The following is a 16,539-nucleotide window of genomic DNA, read 5'->3' as shown; positions in this document are numbered from 1 at the left end:
CCGATCCGAAGATCAAGGCCGGGGTATAAAATTGGCATTGAACATAGTGCACGCTGTTGAGTTCTCAAGAATCGGACACATCCCGCCTCCACACCAGAAAGGTGCTTCACAACGAAAGTGATCGAAGATATTGTTGCTTGCGTCATACGCGTCTTCTCGGTAGACTAAGAGAAGTTTCTTTCTCCCTGTCGCCGTGGCAACTTGTATAACTTAGCACATCCGCGGGCCGTGTCAAATCCGGCTTCTTCGCGATGCCGTCACGCTCATAGGCGCTCCGACGTTGCTCGGTTCAGGACCTGAGTCCTGCGCCGGGCGGCGAAGTTGCTGGATCCGAGGAATCCTGCGAAGGCTTTACATCCGTGCGGCAGACCTGCTCCGAAAAGCTGTCTTGCCGAGTGGATGGTCCCGATTGAGGCCGGGACGTAGGAGCTGCTGCTCTTTCCGTTTCCCTGCGGCCTTTGTGGCGACTCGGAATAAGTTACGCAGCGATCGCGGTGCTGTCAAACAACGGGCCGAAATCGCACATCCCGGGCGTGTCGGGATCAGGGGTCCTCCCCGTCGGCGCCCGGTTCCGCGGGCGGATCGTGGGTCCGAGCCGGCTGCATCGGACCGAGGCGGGCACCCGCGCGCGCGGGATCCGACTCCACCGAGTGGAAGGACCCTCCCTGGAAACGACGAGGAGCGCGCGACCCGGATCGCTCCGGTACCGCGCGCTCCTCGAGGGGATGCCGGGACTACGCCCCGATGCCGACCGCCTCGGGGGAGACGTCCGCACCGGGAGCCGAGGGCTCGAGCGCCTCGGCGACGCGCTGCGAGAGCGACGAGTCGACGTTCGCCCAGTACTGGAGCACGCGCTGCCGCAGCTCCGGACGGGTGACCTTCGACACGTGGCCGGCGATGTTCGCGACCAGGCGGGCGCGCGCGTCGTCGTCGAGGACCTCGCGGTAGAGCGTCCCCGCCTGACCGAAGTCGTCGTCCTCCGGGTGGAGGGTCGCCGCGGCGCGCGTCAGCTCGCCGTCGGTCTCCCAGCCGGCCGACTCCGCCGCCCGGGCGGGATCGGCGTGGGCGCCGCCCATCGTGTTCGGCGCGTAGACGGGCACCTCGGACTTCTGGAAGTCGAACCGCATGGGGCCGTCCTTCGAGTACGAGTGCACGGGCGACTTCGGCGCGTTCACCGGCAGCTGCGCGTGGTTGGTCCCCACGCGGTAGCGGTGCGCGTCGGCGTAGCTGAAGATGCGCGCGAGGAGCATCTTGTCGGGGCTGGCCGCGATCCCGGGCACGAAGTTCGAGGGGGCGAACGCCGCCTGCTCGATCTGCGCGAAGTAGTTCTCGGGGTTCCGGTCGAGCGTCATGGTGCCGACCTGGATCAGCGGGTAGTCCGCGTGCGGCCAGACCTTGGTGAGGTCGAACGGGTTGAACCGGTAGCTCTTCGCGTCCTCGTACGGCATGACCTGCACGGACAGCGTCCACGAGGGGAAGTCGCCGCGGTCGATCGCGGAGGACAGGTCGCGGATGTGGAAGTCCGCGTCCTCACCGGCGATCTGGTCGGCCTGCTCCTGGCTCAGGATCTCGACGCCCTGGTCGGTCTTGAAGTGGTACTTGACCCAGAAGCGCTCGCCGGCGGCGTTGATCCACTGGTAGGTGTGCGAGCCGAAGCCGTCCATGTGCCGCCACGAGGAGGGGAGGCCGCGGTCGCCCATGAGCCACGTGACCTGGTGGGCCGACTCGGGCGAGAGGGTCCAGAAGTCCCACTGCATGTCGTGGTCGCGCAGGTGGCTGCCGGGCAGGCGCTTCTGCGAGCGGATGAAGTCGGGGAACTTGATGCCGTCGCGGATGAAGAAGACGGGGGTGTTGTTGCCGACGAGGTCGTAGTTGCCCTCGCTCGTGTAGAACTTCAGCGCGAAGCCGCGGGGGTCGCGCCAGGTGTCGGGCGAGCCCTGCTCGCCGGCGACCGTGGAGAACCGCGCGAGCATCTCGGTCTCGACTCCGGGCTGGAAGAGCGCGGCACGCGTGTAGGCGCTGACGTCGGCGGTGGTGGTGAAGCGTCCGAAGGCTCCGCCGCCCTTGGCGTGGACGACCCGCTCCGGGATGCGCTCGCGGTTGAACTGGGCCAGCTTCTCGACGAGGTAGTGGTCGTGGAGCGCGAGGGGCCCGTCGGCTCCGACGCTCAGCGAGTGGTCGTCACTCGCGACCGGTGCTCCGGAGTTCGTGGTGGTGAATGGTTCCTCGGTCATGTTCCTCCTGTCGGCGAGGGGCACGGGGCCCGCCGCTGCGGTGTAGCGGATGTCGGTCAGTGGGCCAGGGCCAGGCAGTCGGGGCAGGTGCCCCAGAACGTGACGTCGGCGGTGTCCACGGCGAAGCCGCTCGCGGTCTGCGGATGCAGGCACGGCGCCTCCCCGACGACGCAGTCGACGTCGGCCACGGCCCCGCAGCGCCGGCACACCACGTGGTGGTGGTTGTCGCCGACCCGCAGCTCGAACCGGCGGGGATGGCCCTCCGGCTCGATGCGGCGGACGATCCCGGCGTCGGTGAACGCCGAGAGCACTCCGTAGACGGCCTGGGCCGAAGCCTCGGGGAGGCCCTCGCGCACTCGGGCCAGGACCGCGTCCACCCCGGAGTGCGGGTGCTCCTCGAGAGCGAGGAGCACCGCGCGCCGGGTGGCGGTGACCTTGAGCCCGGAGGCTCGGAGCCGCTCGTCCACTGTCGTCATGCCGAGGACACTACCCGAGTTGTCTTGAGCGGATCAAAACAACGGGCGGCGTGGCGCGCTCGTCCGGGTGAACGGCCGGGAACGCTCCGGCGGCCCCGCGGAGGCTCCGATCAGGCGACCGGACCCTCGACCAGCACGACCTGGGCGGAGCGGGCGGAGCCCGCGGAGTCGGTCCACGAGATCGTCACCGACTCCCCGGGCTCGCGCTGCGCGAGCGAGGCGGACAGCTGGTCGGCCGAGGCGACGGCGACCCCGTCGACCGCGGTGACGACGTCCCCCGCCTCGAGGCCCGCCTGCGCGGCCGGCCCGCCCTCGACGACTCCGCCGATCACGGCGCCGGACGCGGTGGTCGCGAGCGCGCGCGAAGTCGGCGACGCGGTGCCGGAGGAGAGGGAGACGCCGAGGAAGGCCGGGTAGCCGATCTCGACGGTGGCCGTGTCGGCGCCCGCCTCGATGGTGGCGACGATGTCCAGGGCCTTCGAGATCGGGATCGCGAAGCCGGTGATGTCGGCCGTCCCGCTGGAGGCGGCGGTGTCCATCCCCACGACGCGGCCGGCGGAGTCGACGAGCGGGCCGCCGGAGTCGCCGGAGACGATGTCTGCGTCCGTCTGGATCAGCCCGGTCAGCGTCTCGGCGGAGATCCCCGACTCGGAGCGGGTCGTGATCTGCTGATCGAGACCGGTGACCGTGCCGGTGGCGGCGACCAGGTCGCCCGTCCCTCCCGCGTTGCCGACGGCGGTCACGGTGTCGCCCACAGCGACCCCGTCCGTGTCGAGCGAGGCGGGGGTGAGGCCGGAGGCGTCCTCCAGCTGCAGGACGGCGACGTCGTTCGTCGCGTCGGTGCCGACGACGCGGGCGGTGTAGCTGCGGCCCGTCGACTCCACCGTGACCGAGATCGCGGTGGCGCCCTCGACGACGTGGTTGTTGGTGAGGATCATGCCGTCGGAGGTGAGGATCATGCCGGTGCCGGCCGAGCGGGCGCCCTGGTAGGTGAGCTCGGAGGTGATCGTGACGACGCCGGCGGTCTGCGCGGTGCTCGCGGCCACGGCGTCGGTCGCGCCGGTGGCCGGCTCGGCGGAGGAGCCGCCCTGCGACGAGCCGTACGGGGAGGAGCCGCCCTGCGTCGATCCGCCCCAGGAGGGGACGATCACGTACCCGCCGCCGAAGGATCCCCGCGAGCCGCCGGGGTAGACGATCGTGGCGGCGCCGGCCGAGGCGGAGGAGGCCGCCTCGGTGCGGCCGGCGGTGGCGACTCCGCCTGCTGTCACTCCGATCAGCACGGCGAGGCCGAGGCCGCCGGCGATCAGCGCTCGACGACGACGACGGCGGTCGTCCGCGCGCAGCGCGCGCACCTCGTCGGTGCCCGTCGCCTCGGTGGTGGCGGGCTGGTCGGTGAGCTCTCGCTCGTCGGATTCGTGTCGCTCGTTCATGGTGTCGTCCTCGTGCCGGGGCCGCCCCTGACGCGACCGGTTCCCATTCCACGCGCGGCCTCCCGGCGCCGCCTGGATGCCGCTTATGCGGTTCCTATGAGCGCTCACCTCCCCGAATGGTTGTAGCGTCAACCAAAAGCGGGTAGCGTCTCCGCGTGACCATCTCCTCCCCCGACCTGCTCGCTCCCGACACCGCGATGGGCGCGGTGACCCTCCGCGTCGCCGACCTCGACGGGATGATCGCCTACTACCGCGACGCCGTGACGCTCGAGCTGCTCTCGCACGACGGACCGGTCGCGGTGCTCGGCCGCGGCGGAGTGCCGGCCGTGATCCTCCAGCACGCGCCCGAGCTGGTGCACGCCTCGCCGCGCAGCGCCGGCCTCTTCCACACGGCGATCCTCTTCGAATCGGAGGCGGCGCTCGCCGCGGCCGTGTACAGCGTCGCGACCCGGCACCCCGGCTCCTTCACCGGCAGCTCCGACCACCTGGTCAGCAAGGCCTTCTACTTCGACGACCCCGAGCACAACGGCGTCGAGCTCTACTGGGACCGCGACCGCACGCAGTGGTCGTGGACGCACGGGCGGATCGAGATGAGCACGCTCTTCCTCGACCCGAACGCGTTCCTGCAGGAGCACCTCACCGAGGAGTCGATCGCGCAGCCGCGCCTCGGCGGCGCCTCCGTCGGCCACGTGCACCTGAGCGTGGGCGACGTCGCCACGGCGAAGGAGTTCTACGTCGACCGGCTCGGCTTCGAGACGACGATCGCGTACGGCGGGCAGGCGCTCTTCGTCTCGGCGGGCGGCTACCACCACCACATGGCGATGAACACCTGGAACTCGGCGGGCGCCGGACGCCGGCAGCAGGCCCTCGGCCTCGGACAGGTGGAGATCGTGGTGCCCGGCGCCGACGACCTCGGCGCGCTCGGCGAGCGGCTGGCCCGCTCCGGAGTCGCCACCCGCGACGACGGCCGCACCCTCGCCTTCGAGGACCCCTGGGCGAACGCGATCCGCGTCACGACCTCCTGAGCGCCGCCGACCGCGGGGACCCCCGCGGGTACGATGGTCGCGCGGAAGACCGCACTCCCCCGAGACTCCGGAGAACACGGTGCCCACGATCGTCGTTGAAGTCATGCCCAAGGCCGAGCTGCTCGACCCGCAGGGGAAGGCCGTCGCCGGCGCGCTCGCGCGGCTGGGCCACTCCGCCCTCCACGGCGTGCGGGTGGGCAAGCGCTTCGAGATCACCGTCGACGAGGTGACCGACGAGGTGCGCGCCTCGGTGCAGCGCATCGCCGACGAGATGCTCTCGAACTCGGTGATCGAGGACGTCGTCGGGATCCACTACCCGGCGGAGGCCGCCCGATGAGGATCGGCGTCATCACCTTCCCCGGCTCACTCGACGACCGCGACGCCCAGCGCGCCGTCCGGTTCGCGGGTGCGGAGCCGGTCGCGCTGTGGCACGGCGACCACGACCTCGACGGCGTCGACGCGATCGTCCTGCCCGGCGGCTTCTCCTACGGCGACTACCTGCGCTGCGGCGCCATCGCCTCCCACTCCCCCATCATGCGCGAGGTCGTCGACGCGGCGAACGCCGGGACCCCGGTCCTCGGCATCTGCAACGGCTTCCAGATGCTCACCGAGGCGCACCTGCTGCCCGGCGGCCTGATCGCGAACGACATCGGATCCTTCGTCTGCCGCGACCAGCGCCTGATGGTCGCGAGCACCGAGACCGCCTGGACGAACGGGTTCGAGCCCTGCCAGGAGATCACGATCCCGCTGAAGAACGGCGAGGGCGGCTACATCGCCTCGGCCGACACGCTGCTCGAGCTCGAGGCGGAGGGACGCGTCGTCGTCCGCTACCTCGGCCACAACCCGAACGGCTCGATGAACGACATCGCCGGCATCAGCAACCGCCGCGGCAACGTGGTGGGGCTCATGCCGCACCCGGAGCACGCCGTCGAGGAGGGCTTCGGGCCCGACACGGCCGCCGCGATGCGCTCGGGTGTGGACGGGCTGACGTTCTTCACGTCGGCGCTGAAGTCGCTGCTCGCCTCCGCCTGACGCATCCGGTCCGGGCGGCTCCGCCCGCCCGCGACGCACGAGACCCCCGGTTCCGGCCGGGGGTCTCGTGCGTGATGGGCGATGTTCGCGGCGCCGCTCAGGGCCCGGTCAGGACCTCGGGCTCGGGGGTCATCGAGATGGTGGGGATCGAGGCGGTGATCACGGTGCCGTCGGAGCGGCGGGTGCCCTCGATGTCGGACGTGGTCGGCGCTCCGTGCAGGCGGCGGCCCTGGTGCGTGAGCGGGACGCGCACGGGGCTGCCGGCGGCGACGTGCACGCGCTCGTCGCGGACGGTGATCGCGGCGGAGTCGCCGGTCTCGACCGTCAGCAGGACCTCGGTCTGCGTCACCTCGACGCGCACGCGCGTGCCGTGGAGGGTGATGCGGAAGGCGAGGCGGTCCCAGTCATCGGGCAGGCGCGGATCGAGCGTGATCCGGCCGCCGTGGTCGCGCATCCCGCCGAAGCCGTAGACGAGGGCGCTCCAGACGCCGCCCGTCGAGGCGACGTGGATGCCGTCCGCGGTGTTGCGGTGCAGGTCGGCGAGGTCGACGAAGAGCGCCGACAGGAAGTAGTGGCGGGCCAGGTCGCTGTAGCCGACCTCGGCGGCGATGATCGACTGCACGACGGCCGAGAGGGTCGAGTCGCCGGTGGTCAGCGCGTCGTAGTACTCGAAGTCGGCGCGCTTCTGCTCGGCGGTGAACTCGTTGCCCTGCAGCAGCAGCGCGAGCACGACGTCGGCCTGCTTGAGCACCTGGAAGCGGTAGATCACCAGCGGGTGGAAGTGCAGCAGCAGCGGGCGCTTGCTCGCGGGGGTGTTCTCGAGGTCCCACAGCTCCTTCTCGAGGAAGGCCGCGTCCTGCGGGTGGATGCCCGCCCGCGCGTCGAAGGGGATGTGCATCTTCTCGGCGGCGCGCGCCCACTCGAGCACCTCGCCCTCGTCGAGAGCGAGGCGGTCGGCCATCCGCTCGTACGCGGCGGGCTCGACGGCCTTCAGCAGCTCGACGGCGCGGGCGGCCGAGCGGAGGTTCGCCCGGGCCATGACGTTCGTGTACAGGTTGTCGTTGACGACGGTCGTGTACTCGTCCGGCCCCGTCACTCCGTGGATGTGGAAGTGATCGTCGCCGTTGCTGCGCCAGAAGCCCAGATCGGCCCACATCCGCGCGGTCTCGACGAGGATGTCGATCGCTCCGCGGGCGAGGAAGTCGTCGTCGCCCGTGGCACCCACGTACTGCATGAGCGCGTAGGAGATGTCGGCGTCGATGTGGTACTGAGCGGTGCCGGCGGCGTAGTACGCCGACGACTCCTGACCGTTGATGGTGCGCCAGGGGAAGAGCGCGCCGCGCTGGTTGAGCTCGGAGGCGCGCGCCCGGGCGGCCTCGAGCATGTTCTGCCGGAAGCGCAGGGCGTTCCGGGCGACGAGGGGCGCCGTGTAGCTGAGGAACGGGAGGACGTAGACCTCGGTGTCCCAGAAGTAGTGGCCGCCGTAGCCGGAGCCCGAGACGCCCTTGGCCGCGACTCCGCCGCCGTCGGTGCGGGCGGTGGACTGGGCGAGCTGGAAGAGGTTCCAGCGGGTGGCCTGCTGGATCGCGGGCTGGCCGTCCAGCTGCACGTCGGAGCGGGTCCAGAAGTCGTCCAGCCACTCGCGCTGCTTGACGAACTGCTCCTCGACCGGCGTCTCGCGGGCGCGGTCGAGCGTGCGGTCGCAGCGGTCGGCGAGCTCGCGCACGGGCACGCCGCGGGAGGTGTGGTAGGTCAGCGTCTTGACCAGGCGGACCGGCCGGCCGGCCTTGGCCTTCACGCGGTAGACGTGCTTGGCGAGGTCGTCGTCGATCTGGGAGGTCTGGTCCCACTCGTTCTCGGTCTCGAGCTGGTGCTCGGCGCCGCAGGCGACGGTCATCTGGGAGTTGGTGGTCCGGTAGCCGAGGAGGTAGCGGGTGCCGCTGACGCGCTTGAGGCGCGGCTGGAGCACGCGGTCCTCGAACGACTCCGCCTTGCGCGGGTCGAAGCCGGCGCCCTCGCTGCCGGAGGGGGCGTGGTACTCGTCCACGCCGTCCTGGCGGTTGAGGATCTGGCTCGAGATCAGCACGGACGCGTCGTGGTCGAGCATCTCGACCTCGTAGTCGAGGATCGCGAGGTGCCGGTCGGTGAACGAGACCAGGCGGCGCGAGCGGATCAGGACGCGCTTGCCGGAGGGGGTGCGCCACTCCAGCTCGCGGGTGAGCACGCCGTTCGCGAAGTCGAGGCGGCGCGAGTAGGCGAGGACGTCGGCCTCGCTCAGCACGAAGGGCTCGTCGTCGACGTAGAGGCGGATGATCTTGGCATCCGGCACGTTGACGATGGTCTGGCCGACGCGGGCGAAGCCGAACGCCTCCTCCGCGTGGCGGATGGGCCAGGTCTCGTGGAACCCGTTGATGAAGGTGCCGTAGGCGTAGCCGTCGCGCCCCTCCTCCACGTTGCCGCGGAGGCCGAGGTAGCCGTTGCCGGTGGCGAAGAGCGTCTCGGTGCGGCCCTGCAGCTCGGAGGCGAACTCGGTCTCGACGAGGGCCCACTCGTCGATCGGGAAGCGGTTCCGGTCGAGCGGGTCGGAGGTGATGGGGTTCATGCGGCGTCCTCGGGGGCGGGAGCGGTAGGGAGGAAGGGGAGCAGCTCGGCCAGGTCGTCCACGACCAGGTCGGCGCCGTGCTCGAGCAGGGTGTCGGCCCCGACTCCGCGGTCGACGCCGACGACGAGGCCGAAGCCGCCCGCGCGGCCTGCCGCGACTCCGGAGTGCGCGTCCTCGAGGACGGCGCACTCGGCGGCCGGGAGGCCGAGGAGCTCGGCCGCGTAGAGGTAGGTGTCGGGCGCGGGCTTGCCGGCGATCGAGCGCTCGGCGGCGAGGAGCCCGTCCACGACGACCTCGAAGCGGTCGCGGAGGCCGGCCGCCTCGAGCACCGGCACGCCGTTGCGGGAGGAGGTGACGACGGCGACCTGCACGCCCGCGGCGATCGCGGCGTCGACGAAGCGGAGCGAGCCCGGGTAGGGAGCGACGCCGGTCTCGGCGAGGGCGCGGTTGAAGGCGTCGTTCTTGCGGTTGCCGAGCCCGCAGACGGTCTCGAGCGACGGGTCGTCCTCGGGCGCGCCCTCGGGGAGGGTGATGCCGCGCGAGGCGAGGAGCGCCCGGACGCCGTCGTACCGCGGGCGTCCGTCGATGTACCGGAAGTAGTCGGCGTCGGTGTAGCCCTCGGCGATCCCGCGCGAGGAGAGGTACTCCGTGAACAGCCGCGACCAGGCCTGCATGTGGACGTCGGCGGTCGGCGTGAGCACGCCGTCGAGGTCGAACAGGAGCGCGCGGACGCCGCGGAGGGCGGAGGCGTCTGGGCGCGTCGGGGATGCAGTCACGGCGGGGAGGACCTCTGATCGGGGGCAGGCGTTCGGCGGTTCCGCCGATGACGGTCGTCCGCCGCGGACTGCAGGTATCGTATACGCCCCCCGGCCGCCGTGTGGAACCGTTTACACGTCCGTCATCTGCGCGCCGCCGGGGGCGTCGATCCGCTCGGGGGCGAGGCGGTGCCGCCCGAGGGGGAGCATCAGCGGGGTGCCCGAGGTCGGGTCGGTGATGATGCGGCTGTCGAGGCCGAACACGGCGAGCACCGTCTCCTCGGTGAGCACCGCGGCCGGGGTGCCGGAGGCGTGCACCGCGCCGTGCGCGATGGCCACGAGGTGGTCGGCGTAGCGGGCGGCCATGTTGAGGTCGTGCAGCACCATCACCACCGTCGTCCCGCGGGTGCGGTTGAGGTCGACGAGCAGGTCGAGCACCTCGATCTGGTGGCTGACGTCGAGGAAGGTGGTCGGCTCGTCCAGCAGCAGCACGTCGGTCTCCTGCGCGAGGGCCATCGCGATCCAGACGCGCTGGCGCTGCCCGCCGCTGAGCTCGTCGACGGAGCGGTCGGCCAGGGCGGCGGTGTCGGTCGCGTCGAGCGCGGTCGCGACGGCCTCGTCGTCGTGGGCGCTCCAACGGCTCAGCATCCCCTGGTGCGGATGGCGGCCGCGGCCGACGAGATCCGCGACGGTGATGCCCTCCGGGGCGATCGGCGACTGCGGGAGGAGGCCGAGCGTGCGGGCGAGCTGCTTCGCCGGCGTCCGGTGCACGGCCCTGCCGTCGAGCAGCACGGCGCCGGAGCGGGGCGCGAGCAGGCGCGACATCGAGCGCAGGAGCGTCGACTTGCCGCAGGCGTTCGCTCCGACGATCGCGGTGATGCGGCCGGGCGGGACGACGAGGTCGAGGCCGTCGACGACCGTCCGGTCGCCGTAGCCGAGGGTGACCCCCTCGGCCGTCAGGGTGTGCGCGGTGGTCACAGTGAGCCTCCCGCTCTATTGCTGCGGACGATGAGGTAGACGAGGTAGGGCGCCCCGAGGACGCCGGTGACCACTCCGACCGGGTAGCGCAGGCCCAGCCCGAACTGCCCGGCGAAGTCGGCGACGAGCACGAGCAGCGCGCCGACGAGGGCCGAGGGGATGAGGAGCGACGCGCCGGGCCCGATCAGGCGGGCGGCGATCGGGCCGGAGAGGAAGGCCACGAACGCGATCGGGCCGGCGGCGGCCGTCGCGAAGGCGATCAGCCCGACCGCGGCGACGATCACGACGAGGCGGGTGGCGTTCACGCGGATGCCGAGCGCGGAGGCGGTGTCGTCGCCGAGCTGCGTGGCGGAGAGGTCGCGCGAGCGCGAGAGCAGGACGGGGGTGAGGACGACGACCGCGGCGAGGACCGGCACGACCTCGCTCCAGCTCGCGCCGTTGAGGCTCCCGGTGAGCCAGCGGGACGCCTCCTGCAGGTCCCACGCGGCGGCCTGCGAGAGCACGTAGGCGGTGAGGGAGTCGAGCATGGCGGCGACCCCGATGCCGATCAGGATCAGCCGGGTGCCGGCGACTCCGCTGCGGTAGGACAGGGCGTAGACGAGCAGGGCGACCACGAGTCCCGCGACGATCGCGAGGGCCGAGACCTGCGCGGCCCCGAGCGAGAGCGTCACGATCGCGAAGGCCGCGGCGGCGCTCGCCCCGGCGCTGATCCCGATGATGTCGGGGCTGGCGAGCGGGTTGCGGAGCATGGTCTGGAAGCTCACTCCGCCGAGCCCGAAGCACAGGCCCACCAGCAGGGCGAGGACGGCGCGCGGGAGGCGGAGGCGCCCGACGGTGAAGCTCGCCCCGGGGACCTGCTCGCCGAGGATCACGCGCAGCACCTCGTCGGGCGAGTAGACGGTCTGGCCGATCAGCAGGGAGACGGCGAGGACGGCCGCGATCAGGACCGCGAGCACGGCGACGACGACCCGGCGGCGGGCCCCGCGGCGGCGGCGGCCGGCCGCGACGGCGCGGGCGGTGGCGGAGGGCGCCTCGAGCAGCGCGGTCACAGCTCGCGCACCTTCTGGCGGCGGACGATCGCGATGAACACCGGGGCGCCGACCAGCGCGGTGACGATGCCCACGTCGATCTCGCTCGGGCGCGCGACGACGCGGCCGACGATGTCGGCGGCGATCAGGAGCACGGCGCCGGTCACCGCCGAGAACGGCAGCAGCCAGCGGTGGTCCACGCCGACGAGGAGGCGGCAGGCGTGCGGGACGACCAGGCCGACGAAGCCGATGGGCCCGGTGACCGCGGTCGTCGCTCCGCAGAGCACGACCGCGCCCAGGGCGGCTCCGCCGCGCGCGAGGGCGACCCGCTCCCCCAGGCCCGCGGCGAGCTCGTCGCCGAGCGCGAGGGTGTTGAGGCTCTTGGCCGAGAGAACGCAGAGGACGAGGCCGGCCAGGAGGAAGGGGAGCACCTGCGCGATGCTCGCGGACGTCGCGCCGCCCACTCCGCCGATCTGCCAGGAGCGGATGCCGCCCGCGATGTCGGCGCGCGGCAGGACGATCGCGCTGATCACCGAGACGAGCGCGGCCGAGGTGGCGGCGCCGGCCAGGGCGAGCTTGAGCGGAGTCGCGCCGCCGCGCCCGAGCGAACCGACCGTGTAGACGAAGACCGCGGCGACCGCGGCCCCGCCGATCGCGACCCAGACGTAGGCGGCGGAGCTCGTCAGCCCGAAGAAGACGATGCCCGTCACGACCGCGAGCGAGGCTCCGGTGTTCACCCCGAGGATGCCGGGGTCGGCCAGCGGATTACGGGTCACCCCCTGCATCAGCACGCCGGCGACGCCGAGGGCCGCGCCCGCGATCGCGGCGAGCACGGTGCGCGGGATGCGCTTGGCGACCGCGGCCTGCGCGAATCCGTCCGTGGACCCGCCGAACGCGGCGACCACGTCGCTCCACGCCACCTCCCGCGACCCCACCAGCACCGAGACCACGGCGGCGGCGAGCAGCACGGCCACGGCCGCGACCAGCCAGAGGGCGCGCAGCCGCCTCGGGCGGCGCACGGCGGCGACGCCCGAGGCGGAGGGAGGAGCGGCGAGGGTCACGCGGGTCGGTCCCGGCTCAGGCGGCCGGAGTGCTCTGCGCGGCCTTGGCGGCGGCCTCGTCGAGCAGGTCCAGGTAGTCGTCGAGGACCCACGAGATCGAGAGCGGCGTCGGGTTGGCGGCGGTGCCGAGCGGGGTGGAGGGCAGGCGCACGATGGCGTCGTCGGCGACCGCGGGGATCTGCGAGAGCAGCGGGTCGGCCTTGAGGGTGCTCACGAGCTCGTCGTCGCCGTAGGTGACGATCACGTCGACGTCGCTGAAGGCGTCGGCCTGCTCGGCGCTCTGCGTGAGCGAGAACTTGTCGGTCGCGGCGGAGGCGGTGGCGATGCTGCCCGGGGTGGCCATGCCGAGGTCCTCGAAGAACGCGGGGCGGGTGTCGTGCGAGGTGTAGAAGCTGACCTGGCTGAGGTCCGTCGGGTCGACGTGGGTGAGGAACATCGCCGAGGTGCCGGCCAGCTGCGGGTGCGCGGCGACCTTCTCCTCGATCTCGCCCTCGAGCTCGGTGATCAGGGCGGCGCCCTCGTCGGCCCTGCCCATCGCCTCGCTGTTCAGCGTGATCATGTCGCGCCAGGAGGTGCCCCAGGCGGTCTCGGGGTAGGCGACGACGGGGGCGATCTCGCTCAGGGTGTCGTAGTCCTCCTGCGTGAGGCCGGAGTAGGCGGCGAGGATGACGTCCGGGTCGGTGTCCGAGACGGCCTCGAAGTCGATGCCGTCGGTCTCGTCGAAGAGGACGGGGGTCTCGGCGCCGAGCTCGTCGAGCTTCTCGCTCACCCAGGGGAGGAGCCCGTCGCCGTCGTCGTCGCCGAAGTTGGCGGCGGCCATGCCCACGGGGACGACACCCAGCGCGAGCGGGACCTCGTGGTTGGCCCAGTTGACGGTCGCCACGCGCTCGGGGGCCGACTCGATGGTGGTGGTGCCGAGAGCGTGCTCGATCGTGATCGGCGTGAAGCCGCTGTCGGCGGCGGCGTCGTCTCCGGCGGCCGAGCCGCTGCAGCCGGCGAGGCCGATCGTCAGCGCGGTGGCGGCGAGCAGGGCGAGGGGCGTGGTGGCGCGGGGCATGGGTCCCTTTCGAGAGGCTGTGCGGGAGGCGGCGCAGGGTCCGAGTGGACCGGCACTAAGGACAGCCTAACCAAAGAATGTGCGTGCTCTCAGCCCCGATTCCTCGCCTCCCGAGGTCGGAGGCGCCCCGAGGCGCCGCTCGCGGAGCCCGGAGACGGCCCTGCCACGGCCGCGGACGTCACGCCGTCGCGAGCCTCTCGACGGTGCGCAGGTTCCGGGTCGTGGTGCTCGAGCGGTAGGCGGAACGGGCGAGGATCCTCGCGACCGGAGTGTCCGTCGAGGAGCCGCGCGGGCAGCGCCAGTAGAGGACGCCGGCACCCCGGGCGACGAGCTCGACCGCCGGATCCGGCTCGCCGATCGCGCCCTGCGCGGTGTCGAGCGCCTCCTCGTCCGAGCCGAAGACGACGTACGGATGCGCCTCCTCGTCGATCCGCGGGAACGGGTAGGCGGCGAGCACCGCGGCGAGCGCCTCCTGCGTCACGAGCACGATCCAGGCGTCGTAGCCGAACCGCTCGGCGAGCGCCGCCTCGAGCGCGGGCTTCAGCTCGGCGGCCGGGCGATCGGAGTCGAAGGCCGCGTTGCCGCTCGCGAGGACCGTCCGCACCCGGTCCACGCCGATCCCGGCGACCGTCTCGGCGAGCTCGGCGCTGCGGACGGTGCGGCCGTTGACGTTCACTCCGCGGAGGAGGGCGAGGAACCGGGTCATGCGGCCGACGGTAGCGTGACGGCATGGCGCGCGGAAGCGGACGACGACGACCCCGGCGGACCCTCGAGGAGGAGATCCTGCGGGCGAGCGAGCGCGGACCCGGGGCGAGGACGCGGGCGGAGACCGTCCCTCCCTCCGGACGCCGGCTGGTGGCGCCGCCCGCCTCGGGCACCCTGCTCCACGTCGACGTGGACGCGCTGGTGGCGCTCGCCGCGCGGGAGGACCTGCTGATCGCGCTGGAGCGGCGGATCGGCGAGCACGCGGTGGCCGCGACTCCGGTGCTCTCGTGGTGGTCGGCGACTCCGTCGGTCCCGGGCGAGGAGGAGGAGCGCCGGCTCGACGCGCTCGTGCTGCGGACGGTGGAGCTCGGGGCGGGGCCGGCCGAGGACGTGGACTCGCGGCTGCAGGAGCTGGCGCACGAGGGCGATCTGGACGAGCTGGGCGCCGCGCTGGCGCTGCTCGCGCGGGTCCCGGATCCGCCGGCGGCGTTCCAGGATCCGGACGGGTTCCTGCGCGTGACGGTCCCGGAGTCGCCGTTCGAGCGGCGGCTCGAGGTCCTCGCGGAGGCGCAGGGCCGGGCGGGCGAGCTTCTGGTGCTGCTGCGCGACTGCGCGTTCACCGCGACCCTGCCGCGGCGACGCTCGGCGATCGCAGCGATGAGCGGGCGGATCCGCGCGGCCGCGGACCCGGGGCGCCTCGACTCCCGGCGGCTGGACGAGCTCGCGGAGGCGGTGGACGCGGCGCTCGAGAAGCGGTGGACCGTGCTCTGACGGCGGTCCGCGTTACGGGCGCGCCCGTCGCGGTGACCGTTCGCGCACCGGTTCAGCCCCCGCGCACCCCGGGTGAATAGGCTGGACGGATGCCTCTCACCGGTCTCGACCTCCGCCGCTTCCCCGCCGCCCTGAACGACGAGGGCGGTCCCGACGCCGCCACCGCCGCGTGGGCCACCGCGATCAACGCGGGCTTCCACGAGAAGGAGTTCACGCCGGAGAAGCTGCGCGACTGGGCCGAGCACATGGTCGCCGACCAGCGCGTGCTCACCGCGGTCGTCGACTCCTCCGCCCCCGAGGGGCTCGACGGCGCGGGCGTGCCGGTCGGCACCTACGCGGCGTTCCCCGGTGCCCTGCAGGTCGGCGGCGGACGCGAGCTGCCGGCGCACCTCGTCTCGCAGGTGACCGTGCGGCCCACGCACCGGCGCCGCGGCATCCTGCGCGCGATGATCACCGAGGACCTGCGCCTGGCGAAGGAGGCCGGCACCCCGGTCGCCGCGCTCACGGCGAGCGAGGCCTCCATCTACCGCCGGTTCGGCTTCGGCCGCTCGGCCTTCACCCGCTCGATCCGCGTCGACACCGGGCCGCGCTTCGGCCTGCAGACCGAGCCCGCCGGCCGCGTCGAGGTGGTCGCGACGAGCTGGCTGCAGCCGCGCATCCCCGCGGTGTTCGCCGCGTTCCAGGCGTCGACCCCCGGCTCGCTGACCCGCCAGTCGCGCTACGAGGCGAACTCCGTCGGCACCGCGTCCGGCGAGACCACGCCCGGCCTCGACGTCCGCTCGGCCGTCCACCTCGACGAGGAGGGGACGCTCGACGGCTTCGTGACCTACCGCGCTGTCGGGCCCGAGGACGACAAGACCCTCGAGATCGTCGACCTCGTCGCCCCCGGCGCCGACGCCTACCTCGCGCTCTGGGGCTACCTCGGCGCGGTCGACCTCGCCTCCGCGGTGACCTGGGACATGGCGCCGGTGGACGATCCGCTGACCTGGGCGCTCCGCGACGCGCGCGTGGTGCAGGTGAGCCACGTGGGCGACCTGATCTGGCTGCGGATCCTCGACGTCGCCGCCGCGTTCTCGGCCCGGCCGTGGACCGCTGACGGCTCGGTCGTCGTCGAGGTGGCCGACGGGCTCGGGCTCGCCGACGGCCGCTACCGCCTCACCGCCTCGGGCGGCTCCGCCACTGTGGAGCGCACCGGGGACGAGGCCGAGCTCGCGCTGGACGTGGCCGACCTGGGCTCGCTGCTGCTGGGCTCGGTGCGGCCGTCGATCCTGGTGAAGGCCGGGCTGGCGCGCGTCACGGGCGAGGCGGGGCGGATGGACCGCCTGTTCGCGCCGATCGCGACGCCGTACTGCATCTCGTTCTTCTAGGAGGCACCGCCCGCTCGG

The 16,539-nt window shown here is 72.6% G+C and carries 15 protein-coding genes; 5 read left to right on the top strand and 10 right to left on the bottom strand.

Translation table 11 applies throughout. The annotated features are described in order from the left end of the window. Positions 1 to 734 precede the first annotated feature (734 nt). From C5D04_RS06435 to C5D04_RS18500, 3 genes are all read right to left on the bottom strand, one after another. Positions 735 to 2,234: a catalase gene (locus tag C5D04_RS06435; protein ID WP_104347432.1), complete on the bottom strand. Its 1,500-nt coding sequence runs from the start codon at positions 2,232 to 2,234 to the stop codon at positions 735 to 737. Positions 2,235 to 2,290: 56 nt separating this feature from the next. Beyond that, the gene (locus tag C5D04_RS06430; protein ID WP_104222735.1) at positions 2,291 to 2,710 is read right to left on the bottom strand and encodes a Fur family transcriptional regulator; all 420 of its coding nucleotides are present in this window, start codon (positions 2,708 to 2,710) and stop codon (positions 2,291 to 2,293) included. 110 nt (positions 2,711 to 2,820) lie between these two features. Next, positions 2,821 to 4,140 (bottom strand): S1C family serine protease, encoded by a 1,320-nt coding sequence (locus tag C5D04_RS18500; RefSeq protein WP_104347431.1) that lies wholly within the window; start codon positions 4,138 to 4,140, stop codon positions 2,821 to 2,823. Positions 4,141 to 4,337: 197 nt separating this feature from the next. Between C5D04_RS18500 and C5D04_RS06420 the strand changes: the two genes are divergently transcribed. From C5D04_RS06420 to purQ, 3 genes are all read left to right on the top strand, one after another. Beyond that, on the top strand, positions 4,338 to 5,165 hold the full coding sequence (locus C5D04_RS06420) for a VOC family protein (protein WP_104239376.1): 828 nt from the start codon (positions 4,338 to 4,340) through the stop codon (positions 5,163 to 5,165). 79 nt (positions 5,166 to 5,244) lie between these two features. Further along, positions 5,245 to 5,502, top strand: coding sequence for a phosphoribosylformylglycinamidine synthase subunit PurS (gene purS / locus C5D04_RS06415; RefSeq protein ID WP_104222736.1), 258 nt, complete (start codon positions 5,245 to 5,247; stop codon positions 5,500 to 5,502). Continuing rightward, positions 5,499 to 6,197, top strand: a complete 699-nt coding sequence (gene purQ, locus C5D04_RS06410; protein WP_104347430.1) for a phosphoribosylformylglycinamidine synthase subunit PurQ — start codon at positions 5,499 to 5,501, stop codon at positions 6,195 to 6,197. The genes purS and purQ overlap by 4 nt, the downstream gene beginning before the upstream one ends. Positions 6,198 to 6,294: 97 nt before the next feature. Here the strand turns inward: purQ and C5D04_RS06405 are convergent, their stop codons facing one another. From C5D04_RS06405 to C5D04_RS06375, 7 genes are all read right to left on the bottom strand, one after another. Continuing rightward, a complete protein-coding gene (locus tag C5D04_RS06405) occupies positions 6,295 to 8,799 on the bottom strand; it encodes a glycoside hydrolase family 65 protein (RefSeq protein ID WP_104222738.1) in 2,505 nt (834 codons plus the stop codon). Then, positions 8,796 to 9,575, bottom strand: a complete 780-nt coding sequence (locus C5D04_RS06400; RefSeq protein WP_104347429.1) for an HAD family phosphatase — start codon at positions 9,573 to 9,575, stop codon at positions 8,796 to 8,798. The genes C5D04_RS06405 and C5D04_RS06400 overlap by 4 nt, the downstream gene beginning before the upstream one ends. A 111-nt stretch (positions 9,576 to 9,686) precedes the next feature. Next, positions 9,687 to 10,532 carry an ABC transporter ATP-binding protein gene (locus tag C5D04_RS06395; protein ID WP_104222740.1) on the bottom strand — a complete coding sequence of 282 codons (846 nt, stop codon included), beginning with the start codon at positions 10,530 to 10,532 and terminating at the stop codon, positions 9,687 to 9,689. After that, entirely contained in the window at positions 10,529 to 11,581 is a 1,053-nt protein-coding gene (locus C5D04_RS06390) for an iron chelate uptake ABC transporter family permease subunit (protein WP_258068849.1), read from the bottom strand. The genes C5D04_RS06395 and C5D04_RS06390 overlap by 4 nt, the downstream gene beginning before the upstream one ends. After that, entirely contained in the window at positions 11,578 to 12,621 is a 1,044-nt protein-coding gene (locus tag C5D04_RS06385) for an iron ABC transporter permease (protein ID WP_104347428.1), read from the bottom strand. The genes C5D04_RS06390 and C5D04_RS06385 overlap by 4 nt, the downstream gene beginning before the upstream one ends. Before the next feature lie 16 nt (positions 12,622 to 12,637). Further along, positions 12,638 to 13,678 (bottom strand): iron-siderophore ABC transporter substrate-binding protein, encoded by a 1,041-nt coding sequence (locus C5D04_RS06380; protein ID WP_104222743.1) that lies wholly within the window; start codon positions 13,676 to 13,678, stop codon positions 12,638 to 12,640. Positions 13,679 to 13,856: 178 nt separating this feature from the next. Next, the gene (locus C5D04_RS06375; RefSeq protein WP_104347427.1) at positions 13,857 to 14,384 is read right to left on the bottom strand and encodes a DUF1697 domain-containing protein; all 528 of its coding nucleotides are present in this window, start codon (positions 14,382 to 14,384) and stop codon (positions 13,857 to 13,859) included. Positions 14,385 to 14,407: 23 nt separating this feature from the next. On the opposite strand from C5D04_RS06375, the gene C5D04_RS06370 reads away from it, so the two are divergent. Together C5D04_RS06370 and C5D04_RS06365 are read left to right on the top strand one after the other, a co-directional pair. Further along, positions 14,408 to 15,154, top strand: coding sequence for a DUF2254 family protein (locus C5D04_RS06370; RefSeq protein ID WP_104347426.1), 747 nt, complete (start codon positions 14,408 to 14,410; stop codon positions 15,152 to 15,154). A gap of 89 nt (positions 15,155 to 15,243) precedes the next feature. Beyond that, positions 15,244 to 16,521: a GNAT family N-acetyltransferase gene (locus tag C5D04_RS06365; RefSeq protein ID WP_104347425.1), complete on the top strand. Its 1,278-nt coding sequence runs from the start codon at positions 15,244 to 15,246 to the stop codon at positions 16,519 to 16,521. The last annotated feature ends 18 nt before the right edge of the window (positions 16,522 to 16,539 follow it).

It is taken from the genome of Rathayibacter sp. AY1D2 (assembly GCF_002932695.1).
Classification (GTDB): domain Bacteria; phylum Actinomycetota; class Actinomycetes; order Actinomycetales; family Microbacteriaceae; genus Rathayibacter.
Note: the sequence above shows the minus strand (reverse complement) of the source record. Positions and strands in the feature narration are given on the sequence as shown.